Annotated in this window: 19 protein-coding genes and 1 pseudogene; 10 read left to right on the top strand and 10 right to left on the bottom strand. The window is 67.5% G+C overall.

Features of this window, described 5'->3' with window-relative positions; translation table 11 throughout:
* Nucleotides 1–26: 26 nt before the first annotated feature.
* Both OG858_RS28990 and OG858_RS28985 read right to left on the bottom strand, forming a co-directional pair.
* Nucleotides 27–830, bottom strand: coding sequence for a DUF4328 domain-containing protein (locus OG858_RS28990; protein ID WP_086754173.1), 804 nt, complete (start codon nt 828–830; stop codon nt 27–29).
* A gap of 139 nt (nt 831–969) precedes the next feature.
* Nucleotides 970–2,565: a beta-N-acetylhexosaminidase gene (locus tag OG858_RS28985; RefSeq protein WP_327726066.1), complete on the bottom strand. Its 1,596-nt coding sequence runs from the start codon at nt 2,563–2,565 to the stop codon at nt 970–972.
* 270 nt (nt 2,566–2,835) lie between these two features.
* On the opposite strand from OG858_RS28985, the gene OG858_RS28980 reads away from it, so the two are divergent.
* The 5 genes from OG858_RS28980 to OG858_RS28960 all read left to right on the top strand — a co-directional run bounded on the left by OG858_RS28980 (nt 2,836) and on the right by OG858_RS28960 (nt 7,137).
* Nucleotides 2,836–3,465, top strand: a complete 630-nt coding sequence (locus tag OG858_RS28980) for a 2-oxo-4-hydroxy-4-carboxy-5-ureidoimidazoline decarboxylase (protein ID WP_319068132.1) — start codon at nt 2,836–2,838, stop codon at nt 3,463–3,465.
* Between the two features lie 255 nt (nt 3,466–3,720).
* The gene (gene sdhC / locus OG858_RS28975) at nt 3,721–4,101 is read left to right on the top strand and encodes a succinate dehydrogenase, cytochrome b556 subunit (RefSeq protein ID WP_078531457.1); all 381 of its coding nucleotides are present in this window, start codon (nt 3,721–3,723) and stop codon (nt 4,099–4,101) included.
* Between the two features lie 5 nt (nt 4,102–4,106).
* The gene (locus tag OG858_RS28970; RefSeq protein ID WP_037694418.1) at nt 4,107–4,598 is read left to right on the top strand and encodes a succinate dehydrogenase hydrophobic membrane anchor subunit; all 492 of its coding nucleotides are present in this window, start codon (nt 4,107–4,109) and stop codon (nt 4,596–4,598) included.
* A gap of 23 nt (nt 4,599–4,621) precedes the next feature.
* Complete coding sequence (sdhA, locus tag OG858_RS28965; RefSeq protein ID WP_086750652.1) at nt 4,622–6,376, top strand: succinate dehydrogenase flavoprotein subunit; 1,755 nt, start codon at nt 4,622–4,624, stop codon at nt 6,374–6,376.
* Nucleotides 6,376–7,137, top strand: coding sequence for a succinate dehydrogenase iron-sulfur subunit (locus OG858_RS28960; protein ID WP_037694414.1), 762 nt, complete (start codon nt 6,376–6,378; stop codon nt 7,135–7,137). The genes sdhA and OG858_RS28960 overlap by 1 nt, the downstream gene beginning before the upstream one ends.
* Nucleotides 7,138–7,330: 193 nt before the next feature.
* Here OG858_RS28960 and OG858_RS28955 read toward each other — a convergent pair whose 3' ends face one another.
* From OG858_RS28955 to OG858_RS48555, 4 genes and pseudogenes are all read right to left on the bottom strand, one after another.
* The gene (locus OG858_RS28955; protein WP_086750653.1) at nt 7,331–7,594 is read right to left on the bottom strand and encodes a TM2 domain-containing protein; all 264 of its coding nucleotides are present in this window, start codon (nt 7,592–7,594) and stop codon (nt 7,331–7,333) included.
* A 414-nt stretch (nt 7,595–8,008) separates the two neighbouring features.
* Entirely contained in the window at nt 8,009–8,407 is a 399-nt protein-coding gene (locus OG858_RS28950) for a DUF2752 domain-containing protein (protein WP_037694412.1), read from the bottom strand.
* Entirely contained in the window at nt 8,400–8,924 is a 525-nt protein-coding gene (locus OG858_RS28945) for a TM2 domain-containing protein (RefSeq protein ID WP_086750655.1), read from the bottom strand. Before OG858_RS28945 ends, OG858_RS28950 begins: the two co-directional genes overlap by 8 nt.
* Nucleotides 8,921–9,377 (bottom strand): annotated as a pseudogene (locus OG858_RS48555) (DUF7737 domain-containing protein). The gene OG858_RS28945 and the pseudogene OG858_RS48555 overlap by 4 nt, the downstream one beginning before the upstream one ends.
* Before the next feature lie 363 nt (nt 9,378–9,740).
* Between OG858_RS48555 and OG858_RS28940 the strand changes: the two are divergent.
* Together OG858_RS28940 and OG858_RS28935 are read left to right on the top strand one after the other, a co-directional pair.
* A complete protein-coding gene (locus OG858_RS28940) occupies nt 9,741–10,304 on the top strand; it encodes a hypothetical protein (protein WP_327724791.1) in 564 nt (187 codons plus the stop codon).
* A gap of 110 nt (nt 10,305–10,414) precedes the next feature.
* Nucleotides 10,415–11,206: a hypothetical protein gene (locus OG858_RS28935; protein WP_327724790.1), complete on the top strand. Its 792-nt coding sequence runs from the start codon at nt 10,415–10,417 to the stop codon at nt 11,204–11,206.
* Nucleotides 11,207–11,219: 13 nt separating this feature from the next.
* Here the strand turns inward: OG858_RS28935 and OG858_RS28930 are convergent, their stop codons facing one another.
* Complete coding sequence (locus tag OG858_RS28930) at nt 11,220–11,624, bottom strand: Imm32 family immunity protein (protein ID WP_327724789.1); 405 nt, start codon at nt 11,622–11,624, stop codon at nt 11,220–11,222.
* 27 nt (nt 11,625–11,651) lie between these two features.
* On the opposite strand from OG858_RS28930, the gene OG858_RS48550 reads away from it, so the two are divergent.
* The gene (locus tag OG858_RS48550) at nt 11,652–12,050 is read left to right on the top strand and encodes a hypothetical protein (protein ID WP_327724788.1); all 399 of its coding nucleotides are present in this window, start codon (nt 11,652–11,654) and stop codon (nt 12,048–12,050) included.
* Between the two features lie 46 nt (nt 12,051–12,096).
* On the opposite strand, the gene OG858_RS28920 is transcribed toward OG858_RS48550, so the two are convergent.
* On the bottom strand, nt 12,097–12,549 hold the full coding sequence (locus OG858_RS28920) for an ATP-binding protein (protein WP_327724787.1): 453 nt from the start codon (nt 12,547–12,549) through the stop codon (nt 12,097–12,099).
* Nucleotides 12,550–12,778: 229 nt separating this feature from the next.
* Between OG858_RS28920 and OG858_RS28915 the strand changes: the two genes are divergently transcribed.
* Together OG858_RS28915 and OG858_RS28910 are read left to right on the top strand one after the other, a co-directional pair.
* Entirely contained in the window at nt 12,779–13,630 is an 852-nt protein-coding gene (locus OG858_RS28915; protein WP_327724786.1) for a helix-turn-helix domain-containing protein, read from the top strand.
* 11 nt (nt 13,631–13,641) lie between these two features.
* Nucleotides 13,642–13,857, top strand: a complete 216-nt coding sequence (locus tag OG858_RS28910; protein ID WP_327724785.1) for a DUF397 domain-containing protein — start codon at nt 13,642–13,644, stop codon at nt 13,855–13,857.
* Nucleotides 13,858–14,085: 228 nt separating this feature from the next.
* Here the strand turns inward: OG858_RS28910 and OG858_RS28905 are convergent, their stop codons facing one another.
* Nucleotides 14,086–14,343, bottom strand: coding sequence for a MafI family immunity protein (locus OG858_RS28905; RefSeq protein WP_327724784.1), 258 nt, complete (start codon nt 14,341–14,343; stop codon nt 14,086–14,088).
* Between the two features lie 10 nt (nt 14,344–14,353).
* Nucleotides 14,354–14,641, bottom strand: coding sequence for an EndoU domain-containing protein (locus OG858_RS48230; RefSeq protein WP_406201886.1), 288 nt, complete (start codon nt 14,639–14,641; stop codon nt 14,354–14,356).
* Between the last annotated feature and the right edge of the window lie 70 nt (nt 14,642–14,711).

The raw sequence follows: 14,711 nt of genomic DNA, 5'->3' as shown, positions 1-14,711 counted from the left end.
ATCCACACGGTTGCGGGAGGACGGGCTCAAACAGTGACGGGTTCCGGCTCGTGCGGACCGCTCCGCGCCTTGTCGTCCTGCATACGCGTGAGCGCGAGGACGAAGAGGATGGCGAGCACGGCGGTGGGAATCTCGAAAGCGTCCGCGAACAGCGTCTGCTCGGCGGCCGACCGCAGTTCCTCGGCGGTCTCGGCCTGCCGGGAGAACCGCGCGCTCACCTGGCTCGTGAGACCCCCGATGATCCACATCGTCCACCAGGCGTTGACGAGCGCGTGCGAGCGAGGCTTCTCCCACGGGCTGCTGGCGTCCCAGCACTCGAGGGCGATCCGGCGCGGGAACCAGAGGTTCACGATCGGCACGAACCAGCCGGCGATCGCCCAGCCCCGCTTCTTCCGATGCCCGAACGGTTCGAACACCTCGGCGTTGACCCGCACCCGGTGGAACCAGATCAGGAAGACGACGACGGTGGCGACAAAGGCGAGCAGCTGCGCGCTGCCGGTCAGGTCGTAGAGCCGGTCGGCCCGGTCGGCATCCGCCTCGACCGCCGGCCCGTACTCGCCGTCCGTCATCCTGCCCAGTACATCGAGCATCGTGAGGTCCGCCCACACCGCGACCAGGTCGGTCACGATCACCGCCCCGAGCAGGATCGCCACCGCCCGGCCCAGCCCCACGGTCGGCCGCAGCCGGGCGGGCCCATGGGGCGACTGGATGGGCAGCGCCGTGTGTGCGGGCGGCTGCGGGGCGGCCGGGTGCAGATCCGCCGCCTCGCACTGCCGGCACAGCTCGCCGCCGGGCGCCGCCGCATGGTTCCCACAGCGCGCACAGTTCATCGTGAATCCCCCGTGTGATCGAAACACACCGAACGCGGTCCTCCCCAGACCCTCACGCTCGGCGATCAGAACACGCGGAAGATACGGTTCACCGGCCCCGCCCGTCCACCCGATTCGGTTTTCACCGGTTTCCCGGGGCTCAGCTCACCTTCCCCGCGAGCTCCCGGAACTCCGTCCAGCTCATCGCCGGTTTCCCCGGATCCCACAGCTTCTGCGACAGCGCCCGCAGCGGCATCCGGACGCCCGCCGCGACCTGCGCCTCGGTCTGCCGGTTCGCCAGGTCGCACCAGACGGCGAAGACACCACCGAGGATCTGGTCGTCGTACTGCGCGGGCACGGCGGTCGTGCCGCGCAGCACCCGCGGGGTCCAGGACTCGTAGATGCGCTGCCCGGTCGGGTAGACGAACTGGTTGGGCTCGCCGAGGACGTAGTACAGGTACTCGTCGTTGTAGTTGATCACCTGCCGCCCGGCGCTCAGATACTCGACCGGCGGCCGGGCCCCGATCTCCTTGCCCGTCCAGTACGCGACCTGGATCGCCTTGTCGGCCTGGACCGACCCGCCGCGGAAGAACCCGTCGTTCCAGGCCCGCACGGTCCGGTCGTGGCCGCGCATCACCTTGGCGCGGTCGTTCAGCCAGCCGGTCGCGAGGTCGGCGACACTCGCTCCGGAGCCGTACTTCGCCCGCGCGGCGGCGGCCAGCTGCGGGTAGGACGCCTCGGGGTTCGACACCATCAGCGCCCGGTACTCGTCGCCGCCGAGATGCCAGTACGCGCCGTCGAAAAGGCCGGCGTACTCGTCGAGCAGCTCGTCCACGACCTCCGCGGACCTGGGGTTGGAGATGTCCACGGCTCCGCTCGCGGCCACGCCCTGGGCGTTCCTCAGCTGCAGCCCCGGATTGCCCGCGATCACGGCCCCCAGATGCCCGGGAGAGTCGATCTCCGGAACGACCTCGATGTGCCGGCTCTTCGCGAGGTCCAGGATCTTCTTCACCTGGGCCTTGGTGAGGTGCTGGTCCGACACCACCTCGGGGTGGCTCGCGGACTCGATACGGAAGCCCTGGTCGTCGGAGAAGTGCAGCCCGAGCTGGTTGTACTTCAGGTCGCCCAGCTCACGGATACGGTCCTCGATCCAGCCCGCCGTGAAGTGCTTGCGCGCGATGTCCAGCATGAAACCGCGCTGCGGCTTGGCCGGCTCGTCCCGCACGACGCCCTCCGGGGCCGTACCGCCGCCGCGGACCTCCTGCTTCAGGGTGCGCGTCCCGTAGAAGACCCCCGACTCGGCGGGCGCGGCGATCCGCACCCGGCGGTCCTTCACCGTCAGCGTGTAGGCCTCCGACCTCGGCTCGTCCGCCCCCGTCAGCGCCAGCTCCACGTCCCCGTCCCGGGGTCTGGCCTCCCCCGCGTAGGCCAGACCCAGCTCCCCGGCGGTCAGCCGCCCCTCGTCGGCCAGCGCCGCGTTCCGTACGACGACCCGGCCCCCGTCGGCGGGCTTCCAGCCGGGGCCGCGGGCGGCCTCGTGCTGCCGTACGGCGGGAATGGTCCGCGGCTCCTGGGACAGCGGGTACGAGCGCGAAGGCGACGGAGACGCGGAGGGCGAAGTCTCGGCGGCGCTCACGGACGGCCCGGCCCGCGACGGCTCCGGCCCGCTCGACGTCCGCGTCCCGTCGCCCGGCCACACGGTCACGGCCGCCGCCACCGCGCCGCCCGCCAGGACGACCCCGGCGCCGAGGAGCAACCCTTTCGACGTGATCGCCGTCTTCCTGCGGGGTGCCCGGCGCCGACCCCGGTTCACGACGCGCCCCCGGTCCCGGTCCCGATCCCGGTCAGCATCCACGACATCTCACGCACCTCTCGCCCGCACCATCCCCCGGTCTTCTCCCGGTCTTCTCCCGACTCTCTGCCGAGCCCCCTTCTCGAACCTACGACGTCCCACCGCCCCATCCGTCCACCACAGGTTCCGAAACTCTCCCGTTCGGGTGAATTTCGGGCATCGAACGGACAGCCCATGACCCGCCTCGATAACGTGGTGGCACATTTCGCTCAGCCTGCCCAGCCTCCCCAGCCGACCCCTACGCACCGCCGAGGAACCACGCTGCCTCCGCACCGTCTCCCCCACCTCCCCGGCCAGGTCGCCATACCGGAGCAGGTCCGCACCCCCGGCCCGTCAGCCCTGGAGCGGTTCAACCACGCCCCCGCCGACGTCACCCGGCAGGCCCTTCTCGCCTGCCTGCGCAGCCTCCGCTGGGCCCAGCGCCTCACCGACCACCGCCCCTACCCCGACCTCGACGCCCTGCTCGCCGCGTCGGACGAGGCCGCGTACGACCTCACGGCAGCCGATCTGGCGGAGGCCCTGGCCGGCGAGACCCTCCCCTCCCTCCCCGACGACATCTACGGCGTGGCCCACACCGCCCTGAACGCCGCCCACGCCGCCTACGAGGCCCGCTTCGGCCACGTCTTCGTGATCTCCCGGGCCGGCGCCCGCCCCGACGAACTCCTCGACCGCACCCTGGAGGGCCTCCGGTCCCGCCTCGCGAACGACCCGGAGGAGGAACGGGTGGTGGTGGCGGAAGAACTACGCCGCCTGGCAAGAGAACGCCTGGTCACCCACGTGACCGGCCCGAAGAGCCGCCTTTAGGGGTTCGAGGAACCGCGCCGATCGGCCACCACGAACCCGCACCCGGCAACACACGGGCACCCCCCACTCCGGATGCCGCCCGCTACTCACCCTTACGTGCACCTTTGTATGCCAGTTTGATCACACCAACCATCCCGGCTTAAGCCAAGTGCAACGACGTCGCTACCATGGCCGGGGCCGGTGGACCGTACCCGGCCGGGTCAGACCGACAAGCAAGCCGGCCGGCCCCAATCCCCGCTCCCGGAGGGTTCTTCCGTGCCGGCTGGAACGCTGTACCGCGGCCGGGAAGGAATGTGGTCCTGGGTGGCTCATCGAGTCACCGGCGTCCTCATCTTCTTCTTCCTGTTCGTACACGTGCTGGACACCGCTCTCGTTCGTGTCTCCCCCGACGCCTACGACAAGGTCGTGGCCACGTACAAGACGCCGATCGTCGCGCTGCTGGAGTACGGCCTCGTCGCCGCCATCCTCTTCCACGCGCTCAACGGTCTTCGGGTCATCGCCGTCGACTTCTGGTCGAACGGCCCCCGTCACCAGAAGACGATGCTCTGGTCCGTCGTCGGCATCTGGCTCGTGCTGATGATCGGGGCCCTGTACCCCGTCCTCGGCCACGCCGTCCGTGAAGTCTTCGGGAGCTGAGACAGATGTCCGCCACTGAAACCACCGCATCCGGCATCGGCCCCGTCGAGGGCGCCGGGGAACTCTCGGGCTACAGCCCCGACAACCCGGCCCCCTTCATCGAGCCGCCCCGCAAGCGCACCAAGAAGACCCCGAGGTCCACCCGCGGCAACTTCGAGATGGTCGCGTGGCTCTTCATGCGCCTGTCCGGCATCGTCCTGGTGGTCCTGGTCATCGGCCACCTGGTCATCCAGCTCGTCCTCGACGGCGGCGTCTCCAAGATCGGCTTCGCGTTCGTCGCGGGCCGCTGGGCGTCCCCGTTCTGGCAGACCTGGGACCTGCTGATGCTGTGGCTCGCGATGCTGCACGGCGCGAACGGCCTGCGCACGGTCATCAACGACTACGCGGAGCGCCCGAACACCCGCCTGTGGCTGAAGGGCCTGCTCTACACCGCCACGGTGTTCACCATCCTGCTGGGCACGCTGGTGATCTTCACCTTCGACCCGAACATCCGCTAGGCACGGGGCTGAGGCAACCGATCATGAAGATCCACAAGTACGACACCGTCATCGTCGGCGCCGGCGGCGCCGGTATGCGCGCGGCCATCGAGTCCACACAGCGCAGCCGCACCGCCGTGCTGACCAAGCTGTACCCCACCCGCTCCCACACGGGCGCCGCGCAGGGCGGCATGGCCGCCGCGCTCGCCAACGTGGAGGAGGACAACTGGGAGTGGCACACCTTCGACACGGTCAAGGGCGGTGACTACCTGGTCGACCAGGACGCCGCCGAGATCCTGGCGAAGGAGGCCATCGACTCCGTCCTCGACCTGGAGAAGATGGGCCTGCCGTTCAACCGGACGCCCAACGGCACGATCGACCAGCGCCGCTTCGGCGGTCACAGCCGGAACCACGGCGAGGCCCCGGTCCGCCGCTCCTGCTACGCGGCCGACCGCACCGGCCACATGATCCTCCAGACGCTGTACCAGAACTGCGTCAAGCACGGCGTGGAGTTCTTCAACGAGTTCTACGTCCTGGACCAGCTGATCACCGAGGTCGACGGCGTCAAGAAGTCGGCCGGTGTCGTGGCGTACGAGCTGGCGACCGGCGAGATCCACATCTTCCAGGCGAAGGCCGTGATCTACGCGTCCGGCGGCACCGGCAAGTTCTTCAAGGTGACGTCGAACGCGCACACGCTGACCGGTGACGGCCAGGCGGCCGTGTACCGCCGGGGTCTGCCGCTGGAGGACATGGAGTTCTTCCAGTTCCACCCGACCGGCATCTGGCGCATGGGCATCCTGCTGACGGAGGGCGCCCGCGGTGAGGGCGGCATCCTCCGCAACAAGGACGGCGAGCGCTTCATGGAGAAGTACGCGCCGGTCATGAAGGACCTCGCGTCCCGTGACGTCGTGTCCCGCTCCATCTACACGGAGATCCGTGAGGGCCGCGGCTGCGGTCCCGAGGGCGACCACGTCTACCTCGACCTCACGCACCTCCCGCCGGAGCAGCTCGACGCCAAGCTCCCGGACATCACCGAGTTCGCGCGGACGTACCTCGGCATCGAGCCCTACACGGACCCGATCCCGATCCAGCCGACCGCGCACTACGCCATGGGCGGCATCCCGACGAACGTCCAGGGTGAGGTCCTGATCGACAACACCACCGTCGTTCCGGGCCTGTACGCCGCCGGTGAGGTCGCCTGTGTCTCCGTGCACGGCGCCAACCGGCTCGGCACCAACTCGCTGCTCGACATCAACGTGTTCGGCAAGCGGGCGGGCATCGCGGCCGCCGACTACTCCCAGAAGGCCGACTTCGTCGAGCTGCCGGAGAACCCGGAGTCCCTGGTCGTCGAGCAGATCGAGCGGCTGCGCAACTCCACGGGCAACGAGCGCGTGGCGGAGCTGCGGCGCGAGCTGCAGGAGACCATGGACGCCAACGTCATGGTGTTCCGCACCGAGCAGACGATCAAGACGGCCGTCGAGAAGATCGCCGAGCTGCGCGCGCGCTACAGGAACGTGGCGATCCAGGACAAGGGCCGCCGGTTCAACACCGACCTCCTGGAAGCCGTCGAGCTGGGCAACCTGCTCGACCTCGCCGAGGTCATGGCCGTGTCGGCGCTCGCCCGCAAGGAGTCCCGCGGCGGTCACTACCGCGAGGACTACCCGAACCGCGACGACGTCAACTTCATGCGCCACACCATGGCGTACCGCGAGGTCGGCGACGACGGCACCGAGTCCATCCGTCTCGACTACAAGCCGGTCGTCCAGACCCGCTACCAGCCGATGGAGCGTAAGTACTGATGGCTACCCCTGTTCTGGACAAGGTCGAGGCGGAGTCCGCGGCCTCTCCGTACATCACGGTCACGTTCCGCGTGCGCCGCTTCAACCCCGAGGTCGCGGCCGAGGCGAGCTGGCAGGACTTCGTCCTGGAGATCGACCCCAAGGAGCGTGTCCTCGACGGTCTGCACAAGATCAAGTGGGACGAGGACGGCACCCTCACCTTCCGCCGTTCCTGCGCCCACGGCATCTGCGGTTCGGACGCCATGCGGATCAACGGCAAGAACCGTCTGGCCTGCAAGACGCTGATCAAGGACATCAACCCCGAGAAGCCGATCACGGTCGAGCCCATCAAGGGCCTCACGGTCCTCAAGGACCTCGTCGTGGACATGGAGCCGTTCTTCCAGGCGTACCGGGACGTGATGCCCTTCCTGATCACGAAGGACACCAACGAGCCGACGCGCGAGCGCTTCCAGACCGCCGAGGACCGCGAGCGCTTCGACGACACCACCAAGTGCATCCTCTGCGCCGCGTGCACGTCCTCGTGCCCGGTGTTCTGGAACGACGGCCAGTACTTCGGTCCGGCCGCGATCGTCAACGCCCACCGCTTCATCTTCGACTCGCGTGACGAGGCCGGTGAGCAGCGGCTGGAGATCCTCAACGACCGTGACGGCGTGTGGCGTTGCCGTACGACGTTCAACTGCACGGACGCCTGCCCGCGCGGTATCGAGGTCACGAAGGCGATCCAGGAGGTGAAGCGGGCGCTCATCACGCGCCGCTTCTGATCCGCCGCCGCACCACGTGAAGAAGGCCCGCAGGTTCACCTGCGGGCCTTTCGCGTGCCCGGCGTGCGCGGGCGTTCTCGCACCCCACGCACCGCCACGCACGAGGGCCTCGTCCCCGCGCGGAGCTCAGAGGGAAGCTCCGGGGCGGACGAGGCCCTTCGGTCGATCACCTCGACGGTGATCCTCAGCGAGATCAGCCTCGCAGGACACGGCCCTGGGCGTCGGTGCGGTCGTTGCTCGTGAGGAACAGGATGCCGTCGATCAGGGACCAGATGCCCAGACCACCGCAGGTGAGGAGCTGGGCGACGCCCACGCCGACGGAACCGACGTAGAAGCGGCCGATGCCGAACGCGCCGAGGAACAGCTGCAGAACGCCGGCGACGATCTTCGACTTGTCGGAGTACGGGAGACCCTTCGGGTCGTGGCCGTAGGGAGCGTCAGGGGTGGGGACGGTCATGGAAATAACTCCTGGATGTACTGACTGAATAACCGAAGCGGATTGCTCCGGGGGAGTCCAGGAGAGAAGGCGCGGCAAATACCGGCAGCGATCGGGCACGGCAAATACCGGCCAACGATCGAGCACGACGTAGTCCCCCGTCATCCCCCCTGTAGCCGTTGCAGCGTAGTGAGACGCAAGGGGCGCAGGGGAGGGGAACCAGGCGATCGTTCCGATTCCGTGATCCGATTCCAGCCAACTTGCTACAACTGGGCAAGATAAAGCGGGCGTAAGGGATTTACGGGTGCCGGGAGAGGGAAAAGGAGGGGTTCGGCGGCGCCGACTCGACCGCTCAGCGGTCGCTCAGGACACCCAGGGCGCTCGGGGCGCCTAGGGCACTCAGGCCACTCAGGCCACTCAGGCCACTCAGGCCACTCAGCGAAGGTTGCGGACGATCGTCCACGTCACCGCGATGCCCAGGATCAAGGCCTGGGTGCGGGGCTTCAGTTCGGGCCGCCAGCGGCGGCCTCGCAGGCCCTCGACGGCCCAGCGGCCGAGCAGCGCGAGCGCGAAGGGCGCGGCGAGCAGCAGCACCCGGTTGTCGTGCCAGGCGGCGCTGAACTGGCCGTGCATCAGGTCGTACACCATGCGGGTGCCGCCGCAGGCGGGGCAGAGCAGCCCCGTGACATAGCGGAACGGGCACTGGGGCAGCAGATGGCCGGGCTCGTGCGGGTTGGTGCCGTACAGGTACGCGGCGCCCGCCAGCCCGGCGGCGGCCACCGCGAAGGGGGCCGCCGCCGGATGCCGGAGGGTGGTGAGGCCGCGCTCAGCCACGCAGGACGCGTCCGTTGGAGTCCGTGGTGTTGCTGCCGGTCAGCAGGATGATGCCGTCGACCAGCGCCCAGATGCCAAAGCCGCCGCAGGTGAACAGCTGCGCGAGGCCCAGACCGACGTGACCGATGTAGAAGCGGCCGACGCCGAAGGTGCCCAGGAACAGCGAGAGGATGCCCGCCACGATCTTGGACTTGTCGGAGTACGGGCGCCCGTAGGGGTCGTAGCCGTACGGGGCGTTGGGGTCACCCGTGTACGCGCCGCCCGGCGCGGGAGGCACCTGGTAGCCGCCCTGGGGGTAACCGCCCTGCTGGGGGTAACCGCCCTGCTGCGGATAGCCGTAGCCGGGCTGGCCCGCACCCGGCTGCTGGTAGCCGCCCTGCGGAGCCCCGTACGGGTCGCCGGCCTTCGAAGCGTCGTACGGGTTGGCACCCGGCTGACCGGGGGCGGCGCTCGGGTACCCGTATCCGGGCTGCGGCGGCTGCGGGGGCTGAGCGGGCTGCTGAGGCTGCTCGGTCACGGTACTGACTCCTGCGTGTTGTTTGCTTGAGCGGCTGAATAACTCACTATGGGCTGTCCGTCATATTGCAGGAGGGAAGGGCCCCGAGAGAAGTTGTTACTTCGGCCGGGTCCCGCCCGACTCCCGCATGTGGGCGGAGTCACAGTCCGGCGATCACGGTTGGCCAGTCGGCTGAGGATCGTCGGTTCCGCGATCTCCGTGTCCTTGGCGAGCAGCATCGCCTTGCTGAGGATGACAACGAGCATACGGTCGCCCCCGTAGGGGAGATAGCCGGTCTGCGGGGTTCCGTTCCCCTCACCGACGGCCGACTTGGGGACGGCACAGATAGCGGTCGTTCGGCGACGGCAGGATGCTGCCGGAGCCGAGATGGATGCGATACGTGTACAACTCGCCCTGGATCTGCAGGAACCGCCCTTCCGGCGTGCACCTGACGGCGATCGCGAGCCCCGGCACAAGCGGCTACAGCCGCACCCGACGGGTCTCGGCACTCTGATTGGCACAACCTCCTCGTCCAGCTCGGTGGCCTGGCGGTCGCCCACGAGGACCGGTAGCCGTTCCCCGCGAACGCCTTGAGCTCCGGCTCTGTCTGCTCCTCCGGCCGCTCTGCGGCACCAGGAAGCCCACCGCCGTATCAACTCCCCCACCGTCACCCGCTCCTCGGTGAATTCGAGCCTCCGGCCCTCGCCGCGCATCCCACTCGGCGTCTAGTCCACGAACGTCACCGTTGCCGTGAGGGGAGACAGTAGGGGGCGGCACTGACATTGAGACCACGTAATCGCATTGCTGGGATCTGTGGGCATCTCTAGGGTCAGCGCGATGAGCAATTCCCGAGCAGCAGCGATCCTTACCACCGTAGATCTCGCCGAGGCGATGCGCGCAGTGCGCACCTTGCTGGACATCGCGGATCTGGAGGGCGCCGAGGTGGACTTCGAGGCCACGATCCGTTCGCCCGACGTCGCGGCCCACATTGGCCGGTTGCTTCCCAACCTCAGCTGGTGGGCGCAGGCGGGAAAGGAGCACGGTTCGTCGGAGTCCGCTGACGACCCGGCCGCCTGTGTACCGATCGCGGTGCACGACTGGTCTCATCCCTTGGAGCTGGCCGAGCCGTTCATCGCCGCTCTCGGCCCGGACTCCGCGGCCGTCCGCTGGGACTTGAACGGCTGGCCGGAGGTCCCCACAGCGGACCTAGGCCCGATCACGCAGAAGTGCGCCTACCTCACCCTCTCGGTGAACTCCCGGGACCTCTACCAGGACGAGCCGTCCCCCGACCACACCGTCCACGTTCATGTACGCGGCGATCAGGACACTGCCCGCGTCGAGTGGCTGGCGGCCCAGGTGGGCGGCAGGTTCGCAGGGCGGGTGGAGATTTCGCCGCTGTAGACCGGCAGCGCCCTCGTACGCCTTCGGACGACCGGATGCGCCATGGGGCGACTGGCCAAATTCCGTGCAACTCCTGTGACAGATGAGGCAGTTAGTTACAGACTGCGCGTATGAACGCCCTGAGGAAAGCCGCGGCCGCAGTGTCGGCCGCGGCCGCGATCCTGATCGCGATACCCCCCACAGCCTCGGCAACGCCCGCCCCTCATCAGACGTACGGCGGCACGCTCGTCCGGGAGAACTTCAATCACCTCCCCCTCGGCCCGGTGACCAAGGGCCGGGGCTGGACCACCGACACCTCCAACAGCACCCTGACCGTCGAGCCCAGCGCCAGCGGCCACGGCCGCGAACTCCGCGTCCGAACCGAGGGCAACGGCCGCGCCTTCGTCGTCCTGTCCGACCTGGCCCCGCGCGGCAACAGCTTCTGGGCACGGATGCGGCTGCGCGTCACTGAGTTCCCCACGGCCCCCGACTGGGCTCACTGGACCCTCGCGGAAGCCTCCGGCGCCGACTCCCCCACGCTGGTGCGGCCGTTGGGCGGCCAGTACGCGCCCACCGAGCCCGGCAACTTCTGGGGCGTCGGCTCCGACCTGGGCCCGACGGGCGACTGGACCAACTGGAAGACCTCGGCTCCGGCGGTCGCCGCGAAGTGGCAGTGCGTGGAATTCCACCTGGACGCCACGGACAGCCGGGTCACGGTCTACCTCGACGGCGTACCCCAACCCGACCTGACCGTCTCCACGAAGAACCACGGCGGCACGGCGGACGACTTCACCTTCCCCACCTTCGACAAGCTGAAGCTGGGCTGGCAGCTGTACCAGTCGGGCCCCACCCCGTCGTCGTACGACATGCGCATGGACGACATCGCGGTGAGCACCCGACGGGTGGGAGGCTGCTCTTCCTGACCGGTCAGTACCGTCAGTCGGCGCGTTCCACGACGAGGGAGATCCTCGATTCCGCAAGGTAGAAGTGGTCGGGGAAGTACTCGATGTGCAGATGTTCCCCCGGCACGCCTTCCCGGCACAGGCCCAGGATGTTCTCCGCCAGGACCTTCATGGATTCCCCGGAACCCGTGAAGGTCAGGGCCTGCCGGTCCGCGTCGACGGACATCTTCACCAGCCCGGGTGCGGTCGACCGCACCCGAATCCCCGTGAGACAGCGGGAGTACGGGGAAGGATCATCCCCCGGGCTGGTGCTGATCTCCACGTCGTCCCCGGTCAGGGCGTTCGCCCATTCCTCCAGGGAGTCCACGCTCCCGGAGACCTCCACTTCACCGGGTTCCGCGGAACAACGGACGACGAGCTGCGACTGAAACTGAATCACGGAATGTCCCCACGTCTGACGGTGCTCATGTCGATCGGAATCTGCGGATTGGCCGCCGCTTCCGGAGATGACAACCCGTCCTTCCCGCCGACGAAGGCGGCCACCTTCGACCCGGCTTCGTCCATCGAGATCGCCGGGCAAGTGGAGTTATGGACCAGGACCGGTGTTGTCCCCGGCCAGCACATAGTAGGTGTGCAGATCAGCGACGGTGAGCTTGTACGTCCGTGCGTGCTGCATGTAGGCAGCGTTGCCGGTCACGAGGGCTTTGGCGCCTTCGTCGCTGAGCAGGGTCATGCCCGGCTCAAGGCCGCCGCTTCGATCCAGTCACCCCGAGATGACATCGCCGTGAGCAGCCGCCGGGTGGGCGGCTGCGAGACCTGGCACAGCGGACCACGCACCGCGCTTCTCCCGATCTCGAAGCCATAGTTCCTGAGGGGGCCGCCCGTTTTCCGAGAACGGGCGGCCCCCTCGCCTATACGCCCAGGAAACGCCACTCCGCCCACACCTCCTCGCCACCGCCGCTACGGCGCCCGTTGACGACGAGGCAATGCCCCCACTCGTCGGCGCACGCCCTCGACAGCAACAGCCCCCGCCCGCTTTCGGCGTCGAGCCCTGGCCCCGGCCTTTCGCGCGGCAGACACGGGCTGCTGTCCCACACGCTCAGCCGCAGCCGCCCATCGGCGCGTAGAAGCCGTACAGCGACCGAATCCCTCGTATGAACAAGGGAGTTCGTGACCAGCTCGGAGGCGACGAGTTGGGCATTGTCGAGGACGGTGGGATCGGCCCGGTAGCGGGTGAGTACGGCTCGCACATGGGCGCGGACGATGCCGGGACCGAGAGGCGAGTGGGGGATTCGGAGGGCGTACTCCCAGTCGGTGTCGAGCGGGGAGGCTGCGAAGTGGGCGTTCAGGGCGAGTTCGGTCATGACCGTAACTCCTCTTTGAGATACGGGGATTGGATAGGGGACAGAGGGGCGGCAGTCGGGTGACGCGTGCGGTGGCTCTGCCGCCGAGTCGCTGCTCTGCATGGGCAGGCAGGGGCGGTGCACTTCCGGGAACGTCATGTCACGGTAGGTAGTTGGTGTGATACCAACCGTAAAGCAGGCGACTACAATACTGCTACCGAACACGGAAACTTCCTGAAGAGGAGCAGATGTGCCACCGAGGCCCACAGCCACTGCCAGGCAGCAACGACTAGGCGCTGAGCTGCGCAAACTACGCGAGCGCGCCGACCTGTCCACTCGTGCGGCGGGTCAGAAACTGGGCGTCGATCCAGCCCGGATCAGCAACATCGAGTCCGGGAGATTCGGCGTCAGCGCCGATCGCGTTCGAGCGTTCGCACTTGGGTACGACTGCGACGACGAGCCGTACGTCGAGGCGCTGGCCGCCATGACCGCAAGCCGCTCCCGCAACTGGTGGGACGACTACCGCGACCTTCTGCCACCGGTCCTGCTGGACCTGTCGGAAATGGAGGAGCGCGCGACAGCGCTCCGCACAGTCCAGTTCACACACCTGCCGGGACTACTCCAGACACCGGACTACGGCCGCCTCGTTTTCCAGCAGAACGTCCCGGCGCTCTCGCCACCCTTGATCGAGCACCGCCTTTCCCACCGCATCAAGCGCCAAGGCGTCCTCTATGCGGACGGCCCGAAGCCGTACACAGGGATCATCCACGAGGCGGCCTTGCGCATGCAGTTCGGTGGCCCCGAAGTCATGCGTAAACAACTGGCACACATCGCCGAGATGAGTGAGCGTGAGCACGTGGCGGTCCTCGTGCTCCCGTTCGCAGCGGGAATCTTCCCCGGTGCAGGTCAGACCGTGGTCATCGCCGAAGGACCGCATCCCCAGCTGGACACCGTGCAACTCGATACGGAACACGGCTCCGAATTCCTGCACGCAGAGGCTCAATTGGTAAAGTACCGGACGATCATGGGCCGCATGGAGAACCTGTCGCTCGGACCCGACCCCTCCCGCGAGTTCATCCACACCTTGATCGCAAACCTCTGAAAGGCCACCTCATGCCTGAACCCCATTGGCAGAAGTCTTCGTTCAGCAGCGAGGCCAGCAACTGCATAGAGCTGGCCCCCGCCCCTGACGGAACGATCCACCTCCGCGAGTCCGACGACCCGACGGTCACTCTGAACTTCCAGCCCCGGGAACTCACCGCCCTGCTCCATGCGACGCGGCGAGGCATATCCCCACACCTCAAACGACCACTTGCGTCGAGCTGTTGACCTCATCGTCGACAATTCGCAAGGCCGCCCGCTCCCACGGACAGCGATCACATTGCCGACCCACCCGCCAAAGCAGCCGTCCGCTGCGTCAACTACTGCCGTACCCACCACAGAAGCCCCGCCAGGACGCATCTGGCGGGGCTTCAGATTTGCGGTCGCTCACTCCACTCGAGCACATCAGACGATCACAACGCGACCCAATCGAAGTGGGAGGAACACACTCAGCTATTATCCCGTCACCAGCTCACGCATTCGCGCGATCAGATCGCGAGATCCAAGATCTTCCGACAGTTGAACAAGTCGCTCGTAATACTCTTCACTAATCGACAACTCGTCCTCGTAAATCCATGAGCACATAGTGTCGAAAGCTAGGGCGAACTCGCCGGCCGTCAGAAGGTCGCGCACATCGACTGCGACCGAGGGTGCAGCGATGGGAGACTCCTCTAACAGTTCTTCGATCTTGGATTCGTACTCTACAGCTTCCACTGCACCTCCATCAGGGCTGGTACGGGAAGCCGGTCACAATTCGGTCCGTTGCAGGTTCATAAATGACCCTGATGTTCACGCCGTCCACTACTCCCTCAACCTTCCACCGCGACGGATCCCCATTCCTCGTATACAGGGCTCCAGCTCGGCCTGTCTGTTGCGTCCTAACACTGTTGGGACTGGTCGCCACATCGGCAATTCCATCAAGGATCTTGTCGGTGTCCCAGCCGCGCGGAAACACGGTCTTCCCAGGCTGTCCGGGCCATTTATGTCCGCCACCCGTTCTGTCACCGTGAATGATATGGAACTACTCTTGCCCACCAATCAATTCACGGCCGATGCCGGAACAGTTGCTATTGTGAACTAGA

Origin of the sequence: Streptomyces europaeiscabiei, from assembly GCF_036346855.1 — a bacterium.
Taxonomy (GTDB): Bacteria; Actinomycetota; Actinomycetes; order Streptomycetales; family Streptomycetaceae; genus Streptomyces; species Streptomyces europaeiscabiei.
This window is presented reverse-complemented; position numbering and strand designations above follow the sequence as displayed.

Bases quoted from the DNA above. Each gene is read 5' to 3' on its own strand.
- OG858_RS28990 (WP_086754173.1), bottom strand. From the start codon at position 830: ATGAACTGTGCGCGCTGTGGGAACCATGCGGCGGCGCCCGGCGGCGAG.
- OG858_RS28980 (WP_319068132.1), top strand. From the start codon at position 2,836: ATGACCCGCCTCGATAACGTGGTGGCACATTTCGCTCAGCCTGCCCAG.
- OG858_RS28970 (WP_037694418.1), top strand. From the start codon at position 4,107: ATGTCCGCCACTGAAACCACCGCATCCGGCATCGGCCCCGTCGAGGGC.
- sdhA (WP_086750652.1), top strand. From the start codon at position 4,622: ATGAAGATCCACAAGTACGACACCGTCATCGTCGGCGCCGGCGGCGCC.
- OG858_RS28960 (WP_037694414.1), top strand. From the start codon at position 6,376: ATGGCTACCCCTGTTCTGGACAAGGTCGAGGCGGAGTCCGCGGCCTCT.
- OG858_RS28955 (WP_086750653.1), bottom strand. From the start codon at position 7,594: ATGACCGTCCCCACCCCTGACGCTCCCTACGGCCACGACCCGAAGGGT.
- OG858_RS28940 (WP_327724791.1), top strand. From the start codon at position 9,741: ATGAGCAATTCCCGAGCAGCAGCGATCCTTACCACCGTAGATCTCGCC.
- OG858_RS28935 (WP_327724790.1), top strand. From the start codon at position 10,415: ATGAACGCCCTGAGGAAAGCCGCGGCCGCAGTGTCGGCCGCGGCCGCG.
- OG858_RS48550 (WP_327724788.1), top strand. From the start codon at position 11,652: ATGTCGATCGGAATCTGCGGATTGGCCGCCGCTTCCGGAGATGACAAC.
- OG858_RS28920 (WP_327724787.1), bottom strand. From the start codon at position 12,549: ATGACCGAACTCGCCCTGAACGCCCACTTCGCAGCCTCCCCGCTCGAC.
- OG858_RS28910 (WP_327724785.1), top strand. From the start codon at position 13,642: ATGCCTGAACCCCATTGGCAGAAGTCTTCGTTCAGCAGCGAGGCCAGC.